The 19,000-nt window shown below is 59.1% G+C and carries 19 protein-coding genes; 5 read left to right on the top strand and 14 right to left on the bottom strand.

Translation table 11 applies throughout. The annotated features are described in order from the left end of the window. Window positions 1-4 precede the first annotated feature (4 nt). Entirely contained in the window at window positions 5-1,903 is a 1,899-nt protein-coding gene (gene cysN, locus F6R97_RS10135; protein ID WP_038978983.1) for a sulfate adenylyltransferase subunit CysN, read from the top strand. 181 nt (window positions 1,904-2,084) lie between these two features. Here cysN and F6R97_RS10130 read toward each other — a convergent pair whose 3' ends face one another. The 3 genes from F6R97_RS10130 to F6R97_RS10120 form a co-directional block, all read right to left on the bottom strand. After that, window positions 2,085-2,993, bottom strand: a complete 909-nt coding sequence (locus tag F6R97_RS10130) for an acyltransferase (protein WP_038978984.1) — start codon at window positions 2,991-2,993, stop codon at window positions 2,085-2,087. Then, on the bottom strand, window positions 2,994-5,093 hold the full coding sequence (gene pta / locus F6R97_RS10125; RefSeq protein ID WP_048396556.1) for a phosphate acetyltransferase: 2,100 nt from the start codon (window positions 5,091-5,093) through the stop codon (window positions 2,994-2,996). It abuts the gene before it with no gap. A gap of 74 nt (window positions 5,094-5,167) precedes the next feature. Next, window positions 5,168-5,506: a DUF3565 domain-containing protein gene (locus F6R97_RS10120; protein WP_315866481.1), complete on the bottom strand. Its 339-nt coding sequence runs from the start codon at window positions 5,504-5,506 to the stop codon at window positions 5,168-5,170. Between F6R97_RS10120 and F6R97_RS10115 the strand changes: the two genes are divergently transcribed. The 3 genes from F6R97_RS10115 to F6R97_RS10105 all read left to right on the top strand — a co-directional run bounded on the left by F6R97_RS10115 (window position 5,475) and on the right by F6R97_RS10105 (window position 7,879). Next, entirely contained in the window at window positions 5,475-5,960 is a 486-nt protein-coding gene (locus F6R97_RS10115) for a peptidylprolyl isomerase (protein WP_007901600.1), read from the top strand. The genes F6R97_RS10120 and F6R97_RS10115 overlap by 32 nt on opposite strands. A gap of 122 nt (window positions 5,961-6,082) precedes the next feature. After that, a complete protein-coding gene (locus tag F6R97_RS10110; RefSeq protein WP_038978986.1) occupies window positions 6,083-6,565 on the top strand; it encodes a glutathione peroxidase in 483 nt (160 codons plus the stop codon). A gap of 210 nt (window positions 6,566-6,775) precedes the next feature. Then, window positions 6,776-7,879 carry an NADH:flavin oxidoreductase gene (locus F6R97_RS10105; protein ID WP_048396553.1) on the top strand — a complete coding sequence of 368 codons (1,104 nt, stop codon included), beginning with the start codon at window positions 6,776-6,778 and terminating at the stop codon, window positions 7,877-7,879. A gap of 116 nt (window positions 7,880-7,995) precedes the next feature. Here F6R97_RS10105 and F6R97_RS10100 read toward each other — a convergent pair whose 3' ends face one another. Both F6R97_RS10100 and cysZ read right to left on the bottom strand, forming a co-directional pair. Beyond that, complete coding sequence (locus F6R97_RS10100) at window positions 7,996-9,195, bottom strand: glycosyltransferase family 1 protein (RefSeq protein ID WP_315866480.1); 1,200 nt, start codon at window positions 9,193-9,195, stop codon at window positions 7,996-7,998. Between the two features lie 40 nt (window positions 9,196-9,235). Next, complete coding sequence (gene cysZ, locus F6R97_RS10095) at window positions 9,236-9,991, bottom strand: sulfate transporter CysZ (RefSeq protein ID WP_038978989.1); 756 nt, start codon at window positions 9,989-9,991, stop codon at window positions 9,236-9,238. A gap of 315 nt (window positions 9,992-10,306) precedes the next feature. Between cysZ and trxB the strand changes: the two genes are divergently transcribed. Further along, entirely contained in the window at window positions 10,307-11,263 is a 957-nt protein-coding gene (trxB, locus tag F6R97_RS10090) for a thioredoxin-disulfide reductase (protein ID WP_048396549.1), read from the top strand. A 191-nt stretch (window positions 11,264-11,454) separates the two neighbouring features. Here the strand turns inward: trxB and F6R97_RS10085 are convergent, their stop codons facing one another. The 9 genes from F6R97_RS10085 to folE all read right to left on the bottom strand — a co-directional run bounded on the left by F6R97_RS10085 (window position 11,455) and on the right by folE (window position 18,990). Further along, window positions 11,455-12,738: an NAD(P)/FAD-dependent oxidoreductase gene (locus F6R97_RS10085; protein WP_048396547.1), complete on the bottom strand. Its 1,284-nt coding sequence runs from the start codon at window positions 12,736-12,738 to the stop codon at window positions 11,455-11,457. A gap of 150 nt (window positions 12,739-12,888) precedes the next feature. After that, entirely contained in the window at window positions 12,889-13,722 is an 834-nt protein-coding gene (locus F6R97_RS10080; RefSeq protein WP_048396698.1) for a transporter substrate-binding domain-containing protein, read from the bottom strand. A 47-nt stretch (window positions 13,723-13,769) separates the two neighbouring features. Next, a complete protein-coding gene (locus tag F6R97_RS10075; protein WP_409999793.1) occupies window positions 13,770-14,498 on the bottom strand; it encodes an amino acid ABC transporter ATP-binding protein in 729 nt (242 codons plus the stop codon). Between the two features lie 69 nt (window positions 14,499-14,567). After that, window positions 14,568-15,542 (bottom strand): amino acid ABC transporter permease, encoded by a 975-nt coding sequence (locus tag F6R97_RS10070; RefSeq protein WP_038978993.1) that lies wholly within the window; start codon window positions 15,540-15,542, stop codon window positions 14,568-14,570. Between the two features lie 230 nt (window positions 15,543-15,772). Further along, window positions 15,773-17,023 carry an aspartate aminotransferase family protein gene (locus F6R97_RS10065; RefSeq protein WP_315866478.1) on the bottom strand — a complete coding sequence of 417 codons (1,251 nt, stop codon included), beginning with the start codon at window positions 17,021-17,023 and terminating at the stop codon, window positions 15,773-15,775. A gap of 321 nt (window positions 17,024-17,344) precedes the next feature. Continuing rightward, on the bottom strand, window positions 17,345-17,683 hold the full coding sequence (locus F6R97_RS10060) for a HopJ type III effector protein (RefSeq protein ID WP_027924562.1): 339 nt from the start codon (window positions 17,681-17,683) through the stop codon (window positions 17,345-17,347). Beyond that, window positions 17,676-17,972: a DUF1244 domain-containing protein gene (locus tag F6R97_RS10055; protein WP_018927179.1), complete on the bottom strand. Its 297-nt coding sequence runs from the start codon at window positions 17,970-17,972 to the stop codon at window positions 17,676-17,678. The genes F6R97_RS10060 and F6R97_RS10055 overlap by 8 nt, the downstream gene beginning before the upstream one ends. Before the next feature lie 68 nt (window positions 17,973-18,040). Then, window positions 18,041-18,412, bottom strand: coding sequence for a dihydroneopterin triphosphate 2'-epimerase (folX, locus tag F6R97_RS10050; protein ID WP_007901645.1), 372 nt, complete (start codon window positions 18,410-18,412; stop codon window positions 18,041-18,043). Between the two features lie 2 nt (window positions 18,413-18,414). After that, window positions 18,415-18,990, bottom strand: coding sequence for a GTP cyclohydrolase I FolE (gene folE / locus F6R97_RS10045; protein WP_038978995.1), 576 nt, complete (start codon window positions 18,988-18,990; stop codon window positions 18,415-18,417). Window positions 18,991-19,000 lie beyond the last annotated feature (10 nt).

The following is a 19,000-nucleotide window of genomic DNA, read 5'->3' as shown; positions in this document are numbered from 1 at the left end:
TGTCATGTCGCACGCATCTGATTTGATCAGCGAGGACATCCTCGCCTATCTGGGCCAGCACGAACGCAAGGAAATGCTGCGCTTTCTTACCTGTGGCAACGTCGACGACGGCAAGAGCACCCTGATCGGGCGCCTGCTGCACGACTCCAAGATGATCTACGAAGATCACCTGGAAGCCATCACCCGCGACTCGAAAAAAGTCGGCACCACCGGTGAAGACATCGACCTGGCGTTGCTGGTCGACGGCTTGCAGGCCGAGCGTGAGCAGGGCATCACCATTGATGTCGCCTACCGCTATTTCTCCACCGCCAAGCGCAAATTCATCATCGCCGATACCCCCGGCCATGAGCAGTACACCCGCAACATGGCCACCGGTGCATCCACCTGTGACCTGGCGATCATTCTGGTCGACGCCCGTTACGGCGTGCAGACCCAGACCCGTCGCCACAGCTTTATCGCCTCGTTGCTGGGCATCAAGCACATCGTTGTCGCCATCAACAAGATGGACCTCAACGGCTTCGACGAAAGCGTGTTCGAGTCGATCAAGGCCGATTACCTGAAGTTCGCCGAAGGCATCGCGTTCAAGCCGACCACCATGGCGTTCGTGCCGATGTCCGCGCTCAAGGGCGACAACGTAGTGAACAAGTCCGAGCGCTCGCCGTGGTACACCGGCCAGTCGCTGATGGAAATCCTCGAAACCGTCGAAATCGCCAATGACCGCAACTACACCGATTTGCGTTTCCCGGTGCAGTACGTCAACCGTCCGAACCTGAACTTCCGTGGTTTCGCCGGCACCCTGGCCAGCGGCATCGTGCACAAGGGCGACGAAGTCGTTGTGCTGCCGTCGGGCAAGAGCAGCCGCGTGAAATCCATTGTCACCTTCGAAGGTGAGCTGGAGCATGCAGGTCCTGGTCAAGCCGTGACGCTGACCATGGAAGACGAAATCGACATCTCCCGCGGCGACTTGCTGGTGCATGCCGATAACCAGCCGCAAGTGACTGACGCCTTCGACGCCATGCTGGTGTGGATGGCCGAAGAGCCGATGCTGCCGGGCAAGAAATACGACATCAAGCGCGCCACGACTTACGTGCCGGGTTCAATCACCAGCATCGTCAATCGCGTGGACGTGAACACCTTGGCCGAAGGGCCGGCGAGCTCGCTGCAACTGAACGAGATCGGTCGGGTCAAGATCAGCCTCGACGCGGCTATCGCGCTGGACGGTTACGACAGCAACCGCACCACTGGTTCGTTCATCGTCATCGATCGACTGACCAACGGCACGGTCGCGGCCGGCATGATCATCGCCCAGCCGTTGAGCCATGGCACCAGCACCCACCACGGCAAACTGGCTCACGTAGCCACCGAAGAACGCGTCCAGCGCTTTGGTCAGCAACCGGCCACCGTATTGTTCAGCGGGCTGTCGGGCGCTGGCAAAAGCACCCTGGCCTACGCGGTTGAACGCAAGCTGTTCGACCTGGGTCGTGCGGTGTTTGTACTCGATGGCCAGAACTTGCGTCACGACCTCAATAAAGGTCTGCCGCAGGATCGCGCCGGGCGTACCGAGAACTGGCGTCGTGCGGCGCACGTTGCGCGTCAGTTCAACGAAGCTGGTCTGCTGACCCTGGCTGCATTCGTTGCGCCGAGTGCCGAAGGTCGTGAACAGGCCAAGGACCTGATCGGCAAGGAGCGTCTGCTGACGGTCTACGTCCAGGCCTCTCCGACGGTCTGTGCCGAGCGTGATCCGCAAGGTCTGTACGCGGCGGCTGGTGACAACATCCCGGGCGAATCCTTCCCGTACGACGTGCCGCTGAATGCCGATCTGGTGATCGACACCCAGTCGCTGTCGGTGGAAGAAAGCGTCAAGCAAGTGCTGGATCTGCTGCGTAAGCGTGGCGCGATCTAAGCGTTAGCTGCCAATAAAAAACCCGCAGATGAGTGATCGTCTGCGGGTTTTTTTGTGTCCTTGAAATCGCCATCGCGGGCAAGCCCGCTCCCACAGGGATCTCTAGTGAACACAAAATTTGCATTCCACACAGAACCACTGTGGGAGCGGGCTTGCCCGCGATGGCGCCGGTACAAACACCTCAAACCTTGGCGGTGTACTCGCGGTGCATCTGTCCCAACAGCGCATCCTTGTCATTCCACAGCTGATTGATCCAGCCCTGAAACTCCAACCGATACACCCCATCCTGGTCGTAGTTCTTGCCGACGAACTGCGGTGGAATCTTCAGCTCCTGAAAGTGCACCACCACATCCTTCACATTCCCACAGAGCAAATCCCAATAGCCCGGACGCCCGGCCGGATAGTGGATGGTCACGTTGACGATGGCTTCCAGCTGGTCGCCCATGGCATCCAGCACGAAGGCAATACCGCCCGCTTTCGGCTTGAGCAGGTAGCGAAACGGTGAGCTCTGCTGTACGTGTTTGCCCTCGGTGAAGCGCGTGCCTTCGACGAAGTTGAAAATCCCCACCGGGTTATTGCGGAACTTGTCGCAGGTCTTGCGGGTGGTTTCCAGGTCTTTGCCTTTCTTCTCTGGATGCTTTTCCAGATAGGCCTTGGAGTATCGCTTCATGAACGGGAAACCCAGCGCCCACCACGCCAGACCAATCACCGGCACCCAGATCAGTTGCTGTTTGAGGAAGAACTTCAGCGGGCGGATGCGACGGTTGAGCACGTACTGCAACACCATGATGTCGACCCAGCTCTGGTGGTTGCTGGTGATCAGGTACGAGTGTTGATAGTCCAGGCCTTCCAGACCGCTGAGCTGCCAGCGCGTGTGCCCGAGCAGGTCCATCCAGGCCTTGTTGTTGCTGATCCAGGTTTCGTGGATGTGGCCCATCAGCCAGTCGGTGAAACGCTGGGCGGCGGGGAAGGGCAGCAGCAGTTTGAAGATCGCGACTACGAACAGCGGCGTGCAGCAGACAATCGTGTTCAGCGCCAACAACAGCGAGGCGATCACGCCGCGCAGGGGTGCAGGTAGAAAATCCAGCATTTAAACATCCATAGGTCGGTTGGCAGCCTGGATCGCGGTCAACGCGATGGTGTAGACGATGTCGTCAACCTGCGCGCCGCGTGGCAGGTCGTTCACCGGTTTGCGCAGGCCTTGCAGCATCGGCCCGAGGCTGACGCAGTCGGCGCTGCGCTGCACGGCTTTGTGGGTGGTGTTGCCGGTGTTCAGGTCGGGGAACACGAACACCGTGGCACGACCGGCCACCTGACTGTTCGGCGCCAGTTGTCGGGCCACGGTTTCGTTGGCGGCGGCGTCGTACTGCAACGGGCCGTCGATCAACAGCGAGTTTTGCTGTTCGTGGGCGAGCAAAGTGGCCTCGCGAACCTTCTCGACTTCTTCGCCGCTGGCCGATTCACCGCTGGAGTAGCTGATCATCGCCACGCGCGGAATGATGCCGAACGCCGCTGCCGAATCGGCGCTTTGCAAGGCGATCTCGGCCAGCTCGCTGGCGCTCGGGTGCGGGTTCATCACGCAGTCGCCATAGACCAGCACTTCTTCCGGAAACAGCATGAAGAACACCGAAGACACCAAGGTGCAGCCCGGCGCGGTCTTGATCAGTTGAAGGGCCGGACGGATGGTGTTGGCGGTGGAGTGAATGACCCCGGACACCAGTCCGTCGACTTCATCCAGCGCCAGCATCATGGTGCCGATCACCACGGTGTCTTCCAGTTGTTGCTCGGCCATCGGCGCGTTGAGGCTTTTAGTCTTGCGCAGTGCAACCATCGGCTCGACGTAACGCTCGCGAATCAGGTCCGGGTCGAGGATTTCCAGCCCCGGTGGCAACTCGATGCCTTGGGCACGGGCGACCGCTTCGACGTCCGCCGGTTTGGCCAGCAACACGCAACGGGCGATGCCGCGCGCCTGACAGATCGCCGCGGCCTGCACGGTCAACGGCTCGCTGCCTTCGGGCAACACGATGCGCTTGTTGGCGGCCTGGGCGCGCTGGATCAGTTGGTAGCGGAACACCGCTGGCGACAGGCGCATTTCCCGTGGCGTGCCGCAGCGCTGGTGCAGCCAGTTGGCGTCGAGGTGGCTGGCGACGAAGTCGGTGATGATCTCCGCACGCTCGCGGTCGTCGATCGGGATTTCCTTGTTCAAACCGTTCAACTGGTTGGCGGTGTCGTAGGAACCGGTGCTGACCGACAACACCGGCAAGCCGGCCTGCAAGGCGCCACGGCACAAATCCATGATGCGCGGGTCGGGCAGGGTGTCGCTGGTCAGCAACAGGCCGGCCAGAGGCACGCCGTTCATCGCCGCGAGGCTGACGGCGAGGATGATGTCGTCGCGATCGCCGGGGGTTACCACCAGCACACCGGGTTTGAGCAGCTCCACGGTGTTGCGCACGGTGCGCGCGCAGATGATGATGTTGGTCATGCGCCGGGCTTCATAGTCGCCGGCGTTGAGCACCTGAGCGCCCATCAGATCGGCCACATCGCGGGTGCGCGGCGCATTCAGTTCGGGCTGGAACGGGATGCAGCCGAGCAGGCGGAAATCGCCACTGCGCAGTAACGGCGAGTGTTCCTTCAAGCGCGAGGCGAAGGCCTCCATGCTTTCGTCGGTCTTGACCTTGTTGAGGATTACGCCAAGGACTTTCGGGTCTTTCGGCCCGCCGAACAATTGCGCCTGCAACTCCACCCGGCCGGACAGTTCAGTCAGCACTTCGTTTTCCGGTGCCGAGACCAGAATCACATCGGCGTCGAGGCTCTTGGCCAAATGCAGGTTGACCCGCGCCGCGTAACTGGCGCTGCGGGTCGGGACCATGCCTTCGACGATTAGCACGTCCTTGCCGACAGCGGCTTGCTGATAAAGGGTGATGATTTCTTCGAGCAGTTCGTCCAGCTGACCGTCGCCAAGCATCCGCTCGACGTGGGCCAGGCCCAGTGGCTGAGGCGGTTTCAAGCCGTGGGTGCGGGCCACCAGTTCGGTGGAGCGTTCAGGGCCCGTGTCGCCCGGGTGCGGCTGGGCAATCGGTTTGAAAAAGCCGACTTTGAGACCGGCCCGCTCAAGTGTACGTACCAGCCCGAGGCTGATGGAGGTCAGACCCACACCAAAATCGGTGGGTGCGATAAAAAAAGTTTGCATGCGGATTCTCTGGAAGTGCATGTGGGCAGCCGTGGCCACCAGGTGATCATCTATATCTGACGATCTACCGAAATTCAGTCGTCAAGGTTATCGCTAACCGAGCCTTGTGCGCACCATCCGCAATCAAAGGGCTGGCCTATTTTTTCATTACGCAGCGAAGGGTCCAGCACCCAGGCCCGGGATTGCCACGGCGGCTGGTGCCGCAGGTGTTGGGTATGGCCGCAGGAAAGCTCGGCTACCCAGTGGCCATCCTCATCCTGATGAAAGCCTGTGACGGTCGAGGCTTTCGTCGCAACCCGTCTGTCCGGGTTGTGTTCGCTTTCGGGCGATTGCTTCGCTAAACTTGGACATTCATCTTTCTTATGCAAAAGGTCTCGCCCCATGCTGATCGCCGCCAATAAGGCTGTCTCCATCGACTATACCCTGACCAACGACGCTGGTGAGGTCATCGACAGCTCCGCCGGCGGCGCGCCGCTGGTCTACCTGCAAGGCGCAGGTAATATCATCCCGGGCCTGGAAAAGGCACTGGAAGGCAAAGCAGTCGGTGACGAACTGACTGTCGCTGTAGAACCTGAAGATGCCTACGGCGAATACGCTGCCGAACTGGTCAGCACCCTGAGCCGCAGCATGTTCGAAGGCGTCGACGAGCTGGAAGTGGGCATGCAGTTCCACGCTTCCGCTCCGGACGGCCAGATGCAGATCGTCACCATTCGCGATCTGGACGGCGACGATGTCACTGTCGACGGCAACCACCCATTGGCCGGTCAGCGCCTGAATTTCCAGGTCAAGATCATCGACATCCGTGACGCCAGCCAGGAAGAAATCGCTCATGGTCACGTCCATGGCGAAGGTGGCCATCACCACTGATTTTCTGCGCTAAGCTCAGAGAGCTGGAGAGGCGCCCGAGGGCGCCTTTTTAGTCCGCGGCTGTCCTTGATGGCACCGCCAAGTGGCTGTTTTGAGAAGAACACTGGAATTTGGAGTTCGTCATGAGTGCTTTTCACGACCTTAAACTGACAGCCCTGGATGGTCAGGAGCTACCTCTGGCGCCCTTCAAGGGGCGTGTCGTGCTGGTGGTCAACGTCGCCTCCAAATGTGGTTTGACCCCACAGTACGCGGCGCTGGAAAACCTCTACCAGCAATACAAGGAAAAGGGTTTCAGTGTGCTGGGCTTGCCATGCAACCAGTTTGCCGGACAGGAACCGGGCACCGAGCAGGAGATCCAGGCGTTCTGCAGCCTCAACTATGGCGTGACCTTTCCGTTGTCCAGCAAGCTGGAAGTCAACGGCCATGAGCGTCACCAGTTGTATCGCCTGCTGGCGGGCGAAGGCGCGGAATTCCCGGGCGACATCACCTGGAACTTCGAGAAATTCCTGCTGGGCAAGGATGGTCGCGTGCTGGCGCGGTTCTCGCCTCGAACGGCGCCGGATGATCATGCTGTCATCCAGGCGATCGAAAAAGCGCTGAGCTGACATCCCCTCTTGTAGGAGCGAGGCTTGCCCGCGAAGGCGTCATGTCATTCAACATTGATATCGACTGACATGACGCCTTCGCGGGCAAGCCTCGCTCCTACAATGTTTTCTGTCTTTTAATCCTAAATCACCCAAATCAATAGTGCTGTTCAATGCTTGGCACTCTCCATATTATCGCCGTCATAAAGTCTATATCCCGTGGAGCGTCCCATGCCCGTCAAAGCCCTGTTCAAGCCTTTTCACCTAGGCGCTCTCGAGTTGCCGACCCGCGTTGTAATGGCGCCGATGACCCGCTCGTTTTCGCCGGGCGGCGTGCCCAATTCCAAAGTGATCGAGTACTACCGTCGTCGCGCCGCCGCCGGGGTTGGGCTGATCATCACCGAAGGCACCACCGTCGGTCACAAGGCCTCCAACGGCTATCCGAACGTGCCGCACTTCTATGGTGAAGCGGCATTGGCCGGCTGGAAGAAAGTCGTCGATGCGGTGCATGCCGAGGGCGGCAAGATCGTTCCACAGCTGTGGCATGTGGGCAGCGTGCGCCGCATCGGCACCGAGCCGGACGCCAGCGTGCCGGGTTACGGTCCGTCGGAAAAATTGAAGGACGGTCAGGTCGTGGTTCACGGCATGACCAAGGAAGATATCCAGGACGTGATTGCCGCATTCGCCCAAGCCGCCAAGGATGCTCAGAGCATCGGCATGGACGGCGTGGAAATCCACGGTGCCCACGGTTATCTGGTGGACCAGTTTTTCTGGGAAGGCAGCAATCAGCGTACTGACGAATATGGTGGCAGCCTGGCCAATCGTTCGCGCTTCGCCATCGAACTGATTGAGGCGGTGCGTGCAGCGGTCGGTGAGGGTTTCCCGATCATCTTCCGTTTCTCCCAGTGGAAGCAGCAGGACTACACCGCGCGCTTGGTACAAACTCCAGAAGCCTTGGGCGAGTTCCTCAAGCCATTGTCCGACGCCGGCGTGGACATTTTCCACTGCTCGACGCGGCGTTTCTGGGAGCCTGAGTTCGATGGTTCCGAGCTGAACCTGGCCGGCTGGACTCGCAAGCTCACCGGCAAGCCAACCATCACCGTCGGCAGCGTCGGCCTGGACGGCGAGTTCCTGCAATTCATGGTCAACACCGACAAGATCGCCCAACCGGCCAGCCTGGAAAAACTGCTGGAGCGTTTGAACAACGATGAGTTCGATCTGGTGGCCGTGGGTCGTGCATTGCTGGTGGACCCGGACTGGGCGCAGAAAGTGCGGGACGGTCGTGAGGAAGACATCCTGCCGTTCAGCCGTGAGGCGCTGATGACGCTGGTTTAAGTAGCGTCTGGAAGGGCCCCATCGCGGGCAAGCCCGCTCCCACAGTGTTCTGCGTCACACACAAATCCTGTGGGAGCGGGCTTGCCCGCGATGATAGCCTCAAGGTCAGCAAAGATTCAGGGTAATGTCTGTGCATTAGGAACCACCTGCTCCCCAACACAAGCCCCGCGCAGCTGCCCTTCGAACTGCTCGATAATCGCCGCCCACCCCTGACGACTCGCATGCTGGCGCGCATTAAGGCGCACGCAGCGCAAGGTTTCGCGCTCCTCCAGCAGCCAACGTGCCGCATCGCAGAACGCCTCTTCATCCCCAGGCATGGCCAGTACGCCGTTGTAGCCATGGCGAATATGCTGGGCCGCCGCGGCCTGATCGTACGCCACTACCCCCAGCCCCGAGGCTAATGCCTCCAGCACCACATTGCCGAAGGTTTCGGTCAGGCTTGGAAACAGAAACACATCCCCCGACGCATAGTGACTGGCCAAGGCTTCGCCGCGTTGTGAGCCGCAGAAAATCGCTTCGGGCAATTCCTTCTCCAGCATCGATCTTTGCGGACCATCACCGACCACAATCAATTTCATTTTTCGCTGTGGATAAGTCATTTTCAGCGTGTCGAAACTGCGCTTGAGCAAGCCAAGATTCTTCTCTTGGGCCAGGCGTCCTACGTGGATGAAGGCAATATCATCCTCGGCCAGTCCCCATTGCTCGCGCAGCGGCTTCAGCCGTTTGGCCGGATGAAACAACTGACTGTCGACGCCTCGAGAGAGCAACGCCAAGCGCTCGAAACTGCGACGTTCCAGTTCCAGTCGCTGGCTGGCGCTGGGCACCAGGGTCAGGGTCGAGCGATTGTGAAACCAGCGCAGGTAGTGAGTCAGTAAGCGCGTCAGCAGCCCGAGGCCGTATTGGCTGGAGTACTGCTGAAAATTGGTATGAAAGCCGCTGACCACCGAAATCCCCAAGCGCCGTGCCGCGCGCAATGCGGACAACCCCAGCGGTCCTTCAGTGGCGATGTACAACACATCCGGGCGATGCCGTTTCCAGCGCCGCAGCAGCTTGTGCATCGACGACTGACCCCATTGCAGGCCGGGATAACCCGGCAGCGGCCAGCCTCGACATAACAGCAACTCATCGTTGCTGCCCATGAGCGGGTCGCCACCCTGACGTGGTCGCACCAACTCGACCTGATGCCCACGCGCGCGCAAACCGTCGAACAAGCGACCAAGGGTATTGGCAACGCCGTTGATTTCCGGTGGGAAGGTTTCGGTGATCAGGGTGATATGCAGAGTTGTCGTCATGACCTCAGTGTCGGCTGAGGCCATGTCGTCATTGTGACGGTGGGATGATGGATTTGTGACGCGATCAGCGGCGTTCTGCCACCAGATTCTCCGCGCCACGCTCCCTCACCCAGAACAGCGTCGCACCGGCCACTGCCGCCGGCATCATCAGAATGTTGACCACCGGTATCAGCAACACCAGATACACGCTGCCGCCGAAGCCGAGGCTCTGCCAGCGTTTCTGCCGCAGCCAGGCGAGCATTTCGTTCCAGCCGAGTTTGTGGTTGTCCGCCGGGTAGTCGATGTACTGAATCGCCATCATCCACACCCCGAACAGCAGCCACAGTGGCGCGGCGATGATGTTGACCACCGGGATGAACGACAGGATGAACAGCCCGATGGCCCTGGGCAGGAAGTAGCCGAGTTTGCGCATTTCCCGGGACAGGGTGCGTGGGATCATGGCGATCAGTTCGCCCCAGCTGAAGGCCGGGAAGTCATCGGTGCCGCGCACCACCACTTCGACTTTCTCCGCGAGGAAGCCATTGAACGGCGCGGCAATGATGTTGGCGAGCATGGTGAAGGTGAAGAACACCATAAACACCACCAACACGACAAAAATCGGCCAGAGCACGTAGCTGAGGAAGCTCAGCCAATCGGGCAAGGATGGCATCAACGTATCGACCCACATACTGAACTGATGGCCGGCCAGATAGATCAATCCGACGAACAGCACCAGGTTGATCGCCAGCGGCAACAACACGAACAAGCGCAGGCTTGGGCTCAGGACCAGCTTGAGGCCCTCGCGCAGGTATTGCGGGCCAGACAGAACGGGGGCGGGCATAACGTGCTCCGAGCAAAGGGTAAACGCGCCGACCTTACCGGCTTTGCCTTACAGGCGAAAGCGCGGTAGCGGCATCGACATTAACTGTAACAAAGGCGTCTATATATTCGCGGCAACGACATAGAGACCGCCTATGAGCTGGATTGTTAAACCGTATTTCCTTAATCTTCGCCCCCTCGATACGCTGCACCCATTCTTTTACAGGACTGTCGAGCCCAAGCCTTCCCCAAGTGCTTTCAACGGTCCTTTTTTATTCCCGCCGGCAATCCGGCGTTCCGCGCCCAGTGTTTAGGGCCCGGTCAACAGGAGCAGGTCATGTCTGAAGTTCGTCATTCGCGAGTGATTATTCTCGGTTCCGGCCCTGCCGGTTACAGCGCCGCGGTCTATGCCGCCCGTGCCAACCTCAAGCCACTGCTGATCACTGGCATGCAGGCTGGCGGTCAACTGACCACCACCACCGAAGTCGACAACTGGCCGGGCGACGTCCACGGCCTGACCGGCCCGGCGCTGATGGACCGCATGAAAGAGCACGCCGAGCGCTTTGAAACCGAAATCGTCTTCGATCACATCAATGCCGTGGACTTCGCTGCCAAGCCGTACACCCTGACCGGCGACAGCGCGACTTACACCTGCGACGCCTTGATCATCGCCACCGGCGCCAGCGCTCGTTACCTGGGTCTGCCATCGGAAGAAGCGTTCATGGGCAAAGGCGTTTCGGCCTGCGCGACCTGCGACGGTTTCTTCTACCGCAATAAGCCAGTGGCTGTGGTCGGTGGCGGCAACACCGCTGTTGAAGAGGCGCTGTACCTGGCCAACATCGCCAGCAAAGTGACCTTGATCCACCGTCGCGAAACCTTCCGTGCCGAGAAGATCCTGATCGACAAGCTGAATGCCCGGGTTGCCGAAGGCAAAATCGTCTTGAAGCTGAACTCGACTCTGGACGAAGTCCTGGGTGACAACATGGGCGTGACCGGTGCCCGCCTGAAGAACAACGACGACAGCTTCGACGAGCTGACAGTCGACGGCGTGTTCATCGCAATCGGCCACACCCCGAACACTTCGCTGTTCGAAGGTCAGTTGACGTTGAAAGACGGTTACCTTGTTGTGCAGGGCGGCCGTGACGGCAACGCCACTGCCACCAGCCTCGAAGGTATCTTTGCCGCCGGTGACGTGGCTGACCACGTTTACCGTCAGGCCATCACCTCGGCCGGCGCCGGCTGCATGGCGGCACTGGACGCCGAGCGCTACCTCGACGATCTGCAGAACGCGTAACTCTGATTCTGTAGAAAGCAAAAAACCGGCTTCGGCCGGTTTTTTTCTGCCCATAGCAAATGAGTTCACCACATCCCCTGTAGGAGCGAGGCTTGCCCGCGAAGGCATTTAATATTCAGCATTGATGTCGGCTGATACGACGCCTTCGCGGGCAAGCCTCGCTCCTACAAGGATTGTGTTGGCCAATTCATTTAGCTACGAAACCGTTCCTGAACAAAGTCCATGACCTTCAACGACTGATAGATCGCGTTGGCCGCAACCCGCCCGAACGGTCCACCATTCCAATCCAGCAGGTACGGCTTGAACAACTGATACCGCGCACTTTCCTCGCACACGGCTTCGGCGATGACCCTGCCGCCAATCGAGCCGGTATTCAGGCCATGGCCGCCAAACGAGGTACAGGCCCAGACGCCCGGTTCCAACAGCCCCAGGTTAGGCATTTTGTTGGTGGAATAGCCCATCAGGCCCGACCAGGCCAATTCGATTTTTACCGGCGCCAGTTGTGGATACACCGAGACCATGTCCGCCTTGAGCATGTCCGCCAAGGCTTTTTCGTTCTGTTCGTTGCGGGTGGTGATGCGTCCGCCCCACAGCAGGCGGTCGCCTTCGACCACGCGGTAGTAGTCCGAGGCGCGGCGGTCGTCGGAGAAGGCGGCGCCGGAGTCGAGGACGTTTTTGATCGAGTCGCCCAGGTGTTCGGTCAGTACCACGTATGTGGCGATGGGCAGGTAGGCGCGGCTGAGTTTCTGCAACTCCGGGCCGCCGTAACCGCCGGCGCAGAACACCAGGTCCTGGCAACGCACGGAGCCGTGAGCAGTCTGGACAATTTTATCGCTGCCCTCGCGATGCCAGGCCAGCATTTTTGAGTGTTCGAAAATCTGCCCTCCAGCCGCTTCGATGGCGAGGGCCAGGCCCAGGCAATAATTCAGTGGATGAAAGTGCAAGGCGTTCGGATCCTCGACGCCCTGGAAATAGCGCAGGGTATGAGCCCGTTCGCGAACCTGTGTGGTGTCGAGGTAGTTGAGTTCATAGCCGAAGTCGCGGCGCATGGTGTCGATGTGGTTTTTCACGCCTGCGCTGTCGTCGTAACGCTTGACCCTAATCGTGCCGGCAGATGGATCGCAGCCGGTCAGAGCCAGTTCGGCGATGTTGTGGCGCACTATTTCCACGCCTTCGACGGACATTTGAAACAGCGCCCTGGCCTGTTCCAGCCCAAGCTTTTTGCGGATCGCCCCTGACCCTTCAGCCCAGCCCGGCGAGACCACGCCGCCATTGCGGCCGGACGCGCCCCAAGCGACTTGATGGGCTTCGAGAATGACCACGCGTTTACCGCGCCGGGTCAGTTCCAGGGCGGCGGTAAGGCCCGCAATCCCGGCGCCGATGATGCAGACGTCGCAGGTTTCGTGGCTGTTCAGTACGGACCTGGCCGCGCGGGGCAACGAGGTTTGGGAGTACCAGGTGGTGGGGAAGGCCATGCTGAATCCTTGACAAGTTGCCGGTCGATTAAGCGAACGCCTGGACATTGTGGGAGCGGGCTTGCTCGCGAAAGCGGCTTAACATTCAACATTAAGGTCGACTGTCACTACGCTTTCGCGAGCAAGCCCGCTCCCACAGGACGGTGGTGGTTACTTGACCGTCGAGTAGTCCACGCCGTACCACTTGGTCGACAGTTTGGTCAGCGTGCCGTCCTTGTGCATCGCGCCGATGATTTCACCGAGTTTGGCTTTCAACTCCGCGTCACCCTTGTCAGTGGCAATGGCCAGTGGTTCGTAGAACACCACGCCGTTGTCGACGGCCCGCAGCGGGTAATTTTTCTTGATGGCAGCTTCCAGCGTACTGCGCTGAGTGAGGATGCCGTCGAGGCGAACGCCATCGCCCAAGCGCAGGTCATCCAGCGGCCCGAGGGAACCGGCATAGGTCTTCATCTTCTTGGTCTGTACGTCATAGGCGACGGGCGGCATGTCCGTCGCTTCGATGGCCAGCGCCTGGTTCAGATAATCCTCGGAAGTGGTGCCGCCTTCGACACCGATAGTCTTGCCATTGAGGGCTTTGTGGTCGGTGAGTGTGGATTTGTTGTGAACCGCAAACACGTAGGGCACGTAGTAATAAGTCGCGGGAAAGTCGAGGATCCGTGCGCGGCTTTTGGTGGCGGTCATCGAGCCCACAGACATGTCCCAGCGCCCGTTCCACTTGCCCGCGGTGATCACGTCCCAATCGGGGGTGATGAACTTGACCGCGACGCCGAGACGCTTGGCGATCTCCTTGGAAACGTCGATGTCGAACCCGTCGATTTCATTCTTGTCGTTGATAAAACCCTGGGGTGGCCAGGTCGCCGAAGTGGCGACGGTCATGGTTTTGCTGCTTTGGATTTTGTCCAGTACGGCTCCGGCGTTGGCGGCGCCGACGAACAACAGCGACATGGCGGCTGCGAGGGTAAGTACGTGTTTTTTACTGAGCATGTTCATCTCCACTTCTCGTTATTGTTATGCGGGGGTAAAAGCAGTTCTCAGTGACCGATGATTTGCGACAGGAATTGCTGCGCGCGTTCGGTCTGTGGGTTGTTGAAAAATTCGGCAGGGGTGGCTTGTTCGATGACCTGGCCCTGGTCCATGAACAGCACGCGATCGGCGACCTTGCTGGCAAAACCCATTTCGTGGGTCACGCAAATCATGGTCATGCCGTCGGTGGCCAACTCGCCCATCACGTCCAGCACTTCGTGAACCATTTCCGGGTCCAGGGCCGAGGTCGGCTCATCGAACAGCATGACTTTGGGGTTCATGCACAGCGCCCGCGCAATCGCCACTCGCTGCTGCTGACCACCGGATAATTGGGACGGGTACTTGTGCGCATGCTCGGCAATTCGCACTCGCTCCAGATAGACCTGGGCGCGCTTTTTCGCCTCGGCGGACGACACGCCTTGCACCAGTTGCGGGGCCAGGGTCAGGTTGTCCATCACGCTCAAGTGCGGGAACAGGTTGAAGCTTTGGAACACCATGCCGATCTCCCGGCGCACAGCGCTGACACTGTCTGCCTCGCTGGTGAGGGTGATGCCGTTGACTTGGATGTGGCCTTTCTGGAAGTTCTCCAGGTGGTTGATGCAACGAATCATCGTCGACTTGCCCGAGCCCGACGGCCCGCAGACCACCAGGATTTCACCCGTGGCGACGTTCAGATCGACATCGCGCAAGGCGTGAAAATTGCCGTACCACTTGTTCAGGCTAGTGATGGAAATCATTGAGGGGCTGGTCTTCACAGCAGGTGCCAGGTCGAGTTGCTCAGCGGTATTGGTTCGAGTCATCACGCATCAACCCCTTGCAATGGATCGGTTGACCCGTTTTTCGATTCGCGCCTGCACCCGTTCGAGGATGAACGACAGGGCCCAGTAGATCATCGCGGCGGTGATCAGCATTTCCAGGTGGCGGAAATCCGCGCGACCCTGGGTCTTGGCCAGGTACATCAGTTCCCAGACGCCAATCACCGACACCAGCGAACTGTCCTTGAGCATGGCGATGAACTGGTTGCCGGTGGGCGGGATAATCACCCGCAAGGCTTGCGGCATGATCACCCGGCTCAGGGTTTTGAACGGGTTGATGCCCAGCGCTCGTGAAGCTTCCCACTGGCCCACCGGAATACTCTGGATACCCGCTCGGAAGATCTCCGTCATGTAAGCGCCGTAGCACAACGACAACGCCAGAATGCCGGCCGGCACCGCGTCGACCACATAGCCCAGCTGCGGCAGTCCAAGGTAAATCAGGTAGATCTGGATCAGCAGCGGAACACCGCGGAAGAACGAGGTGTAGAACGAGGCGATGGCATTGGCCAGGCCATTGTTCGACAGCTTGGCCACGGCGCCGATCAAGGCCAGCACGAAGGCAATCACAATCGCGATGGCGGAGATGTACAGCGTGGTGGCGGCACCCTGGATGATCAGGAAACCGATCTTGTCGAGAATGAAGCTGTAGGAAAGGTCGAAGGTGTCGAAGAATGCCAGGAACAGGATCAGCAATTCGATCCAGACCACGGTGGTCTGTACCTTGAACTTCAAGCGCCCAAGGACGTGGAAGTTCAGCGTACCCAGTGCGGCAATCGCCAAGCCAATGGCGATGTTGCGAGCGGTCAGGCCGTCCGGGGCGTTGCCCAACAGCGGATGCAGGAAATGACTGAGGGCGCTGTTACCCAGGTTCATCAGGTAGGAACCGAGGAACAGCACCACGGCTACGCCAAGCAGGAATTGAGGATCATTGGACTTTTTCTTATAAATTATATTGTCGTGATACATGACTGCCTCAGGGCTTGTAGGTGGTGAGATCTCGCTTGATGAAAAGGGGCTTTGGTTAATTCGAATTGCTTTTCGTAGGAGCCAGGCTTGCCGGCGAAGGCGGATTTGGGGACGCCTTCGCCGGCAAGCCTGGCTCCTACAGCACGGTATTTGGTCAGTATTGCGACGCAAAATCGGGGACTACAAGCGAACATAATTCGCTACGTCAGTCCCGGATCGCAGTTTGCTGTTCAGGAAAGCTTTGCCAGGCACGCCTCAAGGATATCCAGCCCTTCCTCCAGCACGGTGGCCTCAGTGGTCAATGGCGCCAGCAGCCGAATGATGTGGCGCGACTTGCCGCTGGGCATCAGCAGCAAGCCCGAATCTCGCGCCAGTGCCAGTAGCTGCGTCAGTTGTGCCGAGGCCGGTGTGCCGTCGGCATTGATCAGCTCGATGCCGCGCATTGCACCAACGCCGGTCAAACACCCCAGATACGGTGACAGTTCGCGGGCTCGCCAGGATTCGTAGCGGCTGACAATCGCTTCTTCCTGTTGCGCACCCCAGCCGTGCAGATGCGCGTCAGTCATTTCGTCCAGGGTCGCCAATGCGGCGGCGCAGGCGATGGGGTTGCCCGAATAGGTGCCGCCCAATCCGCCCTTGGGCAAGTTATCGAGCAGTGACTTGCGCCCGACAACCGCCCCCAGCGGTACACCGCCGGCAATGCTTTTGCCCAGCAGGATCAGGTCCGGTTCAATGCCCAATCGCGAGAACGCAAACCGCTGGCCGGTACGGCCGAAGCCAGACTGGATTTCATCGGCGATCAACAGGATGCCTTTGTCATCACAGAAACGTCGCAGCGTCTGGGCGAACTCCACATCCATCGCCAGGAAACCCGCTTCGCCCTGTACCGGTTCGACGATAAAACAGGCCACGTCATCAACGTCGATCTCGACGCTGAATAGCCGCTCCATCGCCTTCACGGCCTCGGCGCAGGTCACGTCATTGTCTTTGCTGGGGAAGGGCAGGTGATACACGGGACCGGGCAACACACCGACTTTCTGTTTGTAGGGCGCGACTTTGCCGTTGAGGTTGAGAGTGGCGAGTGTGCGACCGTGGAAGGCGCCGTCGAAGGCGATGACTGCCGTGCGACCGGTGGCGCCACGGGCGATTTTCAGGGCGTTTTCCGCCGCTTCGGCACCGCTGTTGGTGAGCATGCCGCTGACCGGGTAATCCACCGGGATAAACGCTGTCAGGCGATCCATCAGTTCGAGGTAAGGCACATGCGGTGCTGCGTTGAACGCGTAGTGAGTCAGCCGGGTGGCTTGTTCGCAAATGGCCTGGACGATGCGCGGATGGCAATGGCCGAGGTTCAGCACGCCGATACCACCGACAAAATCGATGTAGCGTTTGCCGTCGGTGTCCCAGACCTCGGCATTTTTGCCGTGGCTGAGCGTGACGGGATGAACGATGTTGATTGACCGACTGATGTTTTCGCTGCTCATGGATACGGACTCAGAAGAAGGGTTTCTTCTTTTTATCTAAGCCGCGAGCAGCGGTGCCCGGCAAACGAAATAAAGTCGTCGGGTCAATATTAAAAGTCGGGATGTGGTGTCGGGATTGAAATATCAAAGATCAAAAGATCAAAAGATCAAAAGATCAAAAGATCAAAAGATCAAAAGATCAAAAGATCAAAAGATCAAAAGATCAAAAGATCAAAAGATCAAAAGATCAAAAGATCGCAGGCTTCGCCAGCTCCTACAGAAGAATGCGATCGGCGTAGGAGCTGCCGCAGGCTGCGATCTTTTGATTTTGATCTTCGCTAATCAGCGGCGAGTCAGTGGCTGCTGAGTGAACTTCACCCCCGCCAAGCCATGGGCGATCAACGCGCGGATATTGCCATGGTCGCTGCCTTCAGGCGTGGCCACCACCGAGCGGTAATGCTCGCCAAATGCCAACAGCGCTTCTTCATCGCTCAGACCTTCCAGCAATGCCAGACCCAGGGTCTTGCACGAACCTTCGTTCTGCCCGGCGGCGTTTTCCACGCCGCCGTTATTGAACGCCTGGGGCTGATAGTCGTAACCGGCGGCGATGAACGCCAAGGTATCGGCGAAAGCGTGTTCGCCGCTCTTGAGGCTGGCGCGCAGGGTGTTCAAATCACTCATTGGGTTTTCCTTTGGCGAACGCCGCTTGCTGGTCGGCGCTGGCTTCTTTCTGGTACTGGGCTTTCCACTCGGCGTACGGCATGCCGTAAACCACTTCGCGGGCTTCATCGAGACTGACGTCGATCTGGCGTTCGTCGGCAGCGGCCTTGTACCACTTGGACAGGCAGTTGCGGCAGAAACCCGAGAGGTTCATCAGGTCGATGTTCTGCACATCCTTGCGACTGTCCAGGTGGGCAACCAACCGGCGAAAGGCGGCGGCTTCAAGTTCCAGGCGTTGTTGATCGTTCATGGTGGGCTCTGTGCAATCAAATCGTGGCGCGGATGATAAAAGCCTGGCGACCGATGCGCCAGACGCAGTCAGCGGCTCGCGGCCAGGGTAATCGATACCGACTCGGCGAAGCGCAAGGCATGGGGCTTGTCGACTTCGACTTCGGCGTACAGCACCGACTCGTTGACCATGATCAGGTCCAGCAATTCCTGGGTCAGGCGTTCGAGCAGGGCAAAGCGATTGCCCTCCACATGGGCGATGATCGCCTTGGTGATGGTGCGGTAATTCAACGCGTGATCGATATCGTTGTCACGCACCGCATCCTGGGCGGCGTACAGAATGGTCAGATTGATCAGCACATCCTGCTTGTTGAGGATTTCGTCCTCGTTGATCCCGATGAACGTTCGCAGACACAGGTCCTTGACCCGGATGCGTGCCATTCCTGGTTGAAGTTGTGGCATTGCTACTTGCTCCGTCCAATCAATTGCAGGAACTCCTGGCGGGTATTACTCGACTCGCGGAAGGCGCCGAGCATCACCGAGGTGTTCATGGTCGAATTCTGTTTTTCGACGCCGCGCATCATCATGCACATGTGCTGGGCTTCGATGACCACCGCGACACCGGCGGCGTCGGTCACTTGCTGCACTGCGTCGGCGATTTGCCGGGTGAGGTTTTCCTGGATTTGCAGTCGGCGGGCGAACATATCCACAAGCCGCGCAATCTTCGACAGGCCCAGCACCTTGCCTGTCGGAATATAAGCCACATGGGCCTTGCCGATGAAGGGCAGCATGTGATGTTCACAGAGCGAGTACAGCTCAATGTTGTCGACGATGATCATTTCATCATTGTCGGAGGCAAACAGCGCGCCGTTGACGATTTCTTCGACACTTTGTTCGTAGCCATGACACAGGTATTGCATCGCCTTGGCGGCGCGAACCGGGGTGTCTTGCAGTCCTTCGCGGTCGGGGTTTTCACCGAGGCCGATCAGGATCTCGCGATAGCTCTCGGACAAGGAGTTGTGTGGCGGGAATAACGTCATGGGACATCCT

The organism is Pseudomonas sp. JV414, from assembly GCF_032424305.1.
GTDB lineage: Bacteria > Pseudomonadota > Gammaproteobacteria > Pseudomonadales > Pseudomonadaceae > Aquipseudomonas > Aquipseudomonas lini.
Note: the sequence above shows the minus strand (reverse complement) of the source record. Positions and strands in the feature narration are given on the sequence as shown.

What these genes read in the sequence shown, in the direction of transcription:
- F6R97_RS10070 (WP_038978993.1), bottom strand. Translation starts at nt 15,542, where the DNA reads ATGTATCACGACAATATAATTTATAAGAAAAAGTCCAATGATCCTCAA.
- F6R97_RS10110 (WP_038978986.1), top strand. Translation starts at nt 6,083, where the DNA reads ATGAGTGCTTTTCACGACCTTAAACTGACAGCCCTGGATGGTCAGGAG.
- cysN (WP_038978983.1), top strand. Translation starts at nt 5, where the DNA reads ATGTCGCACGCATCTGATTTGATCAGCGAGGACATCCTCGCCTATCTG.
- F6R97_RS10105 (WP_048396553.1), top strand. Translation starts at nt 6,776, where the DNA reads ATGCCCGTCAAAGCCCTGTTCAAGCCTTTTCACCTAGGCGCTCTCGAG.
- trxB (WP_048396549.1), top strand. Translation starts at nt 10,307, where the DNA reads ATGTCTGAAGTTCGTCATTCGCGAGTGATTATTCTCGGTTCCGGCCCT.
- F6R97_RS10115 (WP_007901600.1), top strand. Translation starts at nt 5,475, where the DNA reads ATGCTGATCGCCGCCAATAAGGCTGTCTCCATCGACTATACCCTGACC.
- F6R97_RS10075 (WP_409999793.1), bottom strand. Translation starts at nt 14,498, where the DNA reads ATGATTTCCATCACTAGCCTGAACAAGTGGTACGGCAATTTTCACGCC.
- F6R97_RS10130 (WP_038978984.1), bottom strand. Translation starts at nt 2,993, where the DNA reads ATGCTGGATTTTCTACCTGCACCCCTGCGCGGCGTGATCGCCTCGCTG.
- F6R97_RS10100 (WP_315866480.1), bottom strand. Translation starts at nt 9,195, where the DNA reads ATGGCCTCAGCCGACACTGAGGTCATGACGACAACTCTGCATATCACC.
- folE (WP_038978995.1), bottom strand. Translation starts at nt 18,990, where the DNA reads ATGACGTTATTCCCGCCACACAACTCCTTGTCCGAGAGCTATCGCGAG.
- F6R97_RS10065 (WP_315866478.1), bottom strand. Translation starts at nt 17,023, where the DNA reads ATGAGCAGCGAAAACATCAGTCGGTCAATCAACATCGTTCATCCCGTC.
- F6R97_RS10085 (WP_048396547.1), bottom strand. Translation starts at nt 12,738, where the DNA reads ATGGCCTTCCCCACCACCTGGTACTCCCAAACCTCGTTGCCCCGCGCG.
- folX (WP_007901645.1), bottom strand. Translation starts at nt 18,412, where the DNA reads ATGCCACAACTTCAACCAGGAATGGCACGCATCCGGGTCAAGGACCTG.
- F6R97_RS10120 (WP_315866481.1), bottom strand. Translation starts at nt 5,506, where the DNA reads ATGGAGACAGCCTTATTGGCGGCGATCAGCATGGGGCGAGACCTTTTG.
- cysZ (WP_038978989.1), bottom strand. Translation starts at nt 9,991, where the DNA reads ATGCCCGCCCCCGTTCTGTCTGGCCCGCAATACCTGCGCGAGGGCCTC.
- pta (WP_048396556.1), bottom strand. Translation starts at nt 5,093, where the DNA reads ATGCAAACTTTTTTTATCGCACCCACCGATTTTGGTGTGGGTCTGACC.
- F6R97_RS10080 (WP_048396698.1), bottom strand. Translation starts at nt 13,722, where the DNA reads ATGCTCAGTAAAAAACACGTACTTACCCTCGCAGCCGCCATGTCGCTG.
- F6R97_RS10055 (WP_018927179.1), bottom strand. Translation starts at nt 17,972, where the DNA reads ATGAACGATCAACAACGCCTGGAACTTGAAGCCGCCGCCTTTCGCCGG.
- F6R97_RS10060 (WP_027924562.1), bottom strand. Translation starts at nt 17,683, where the DNA reads ATGAGTGATTTGAACACCCTGCGCGCCAGCCTCAAGAGCGGCGAACAC.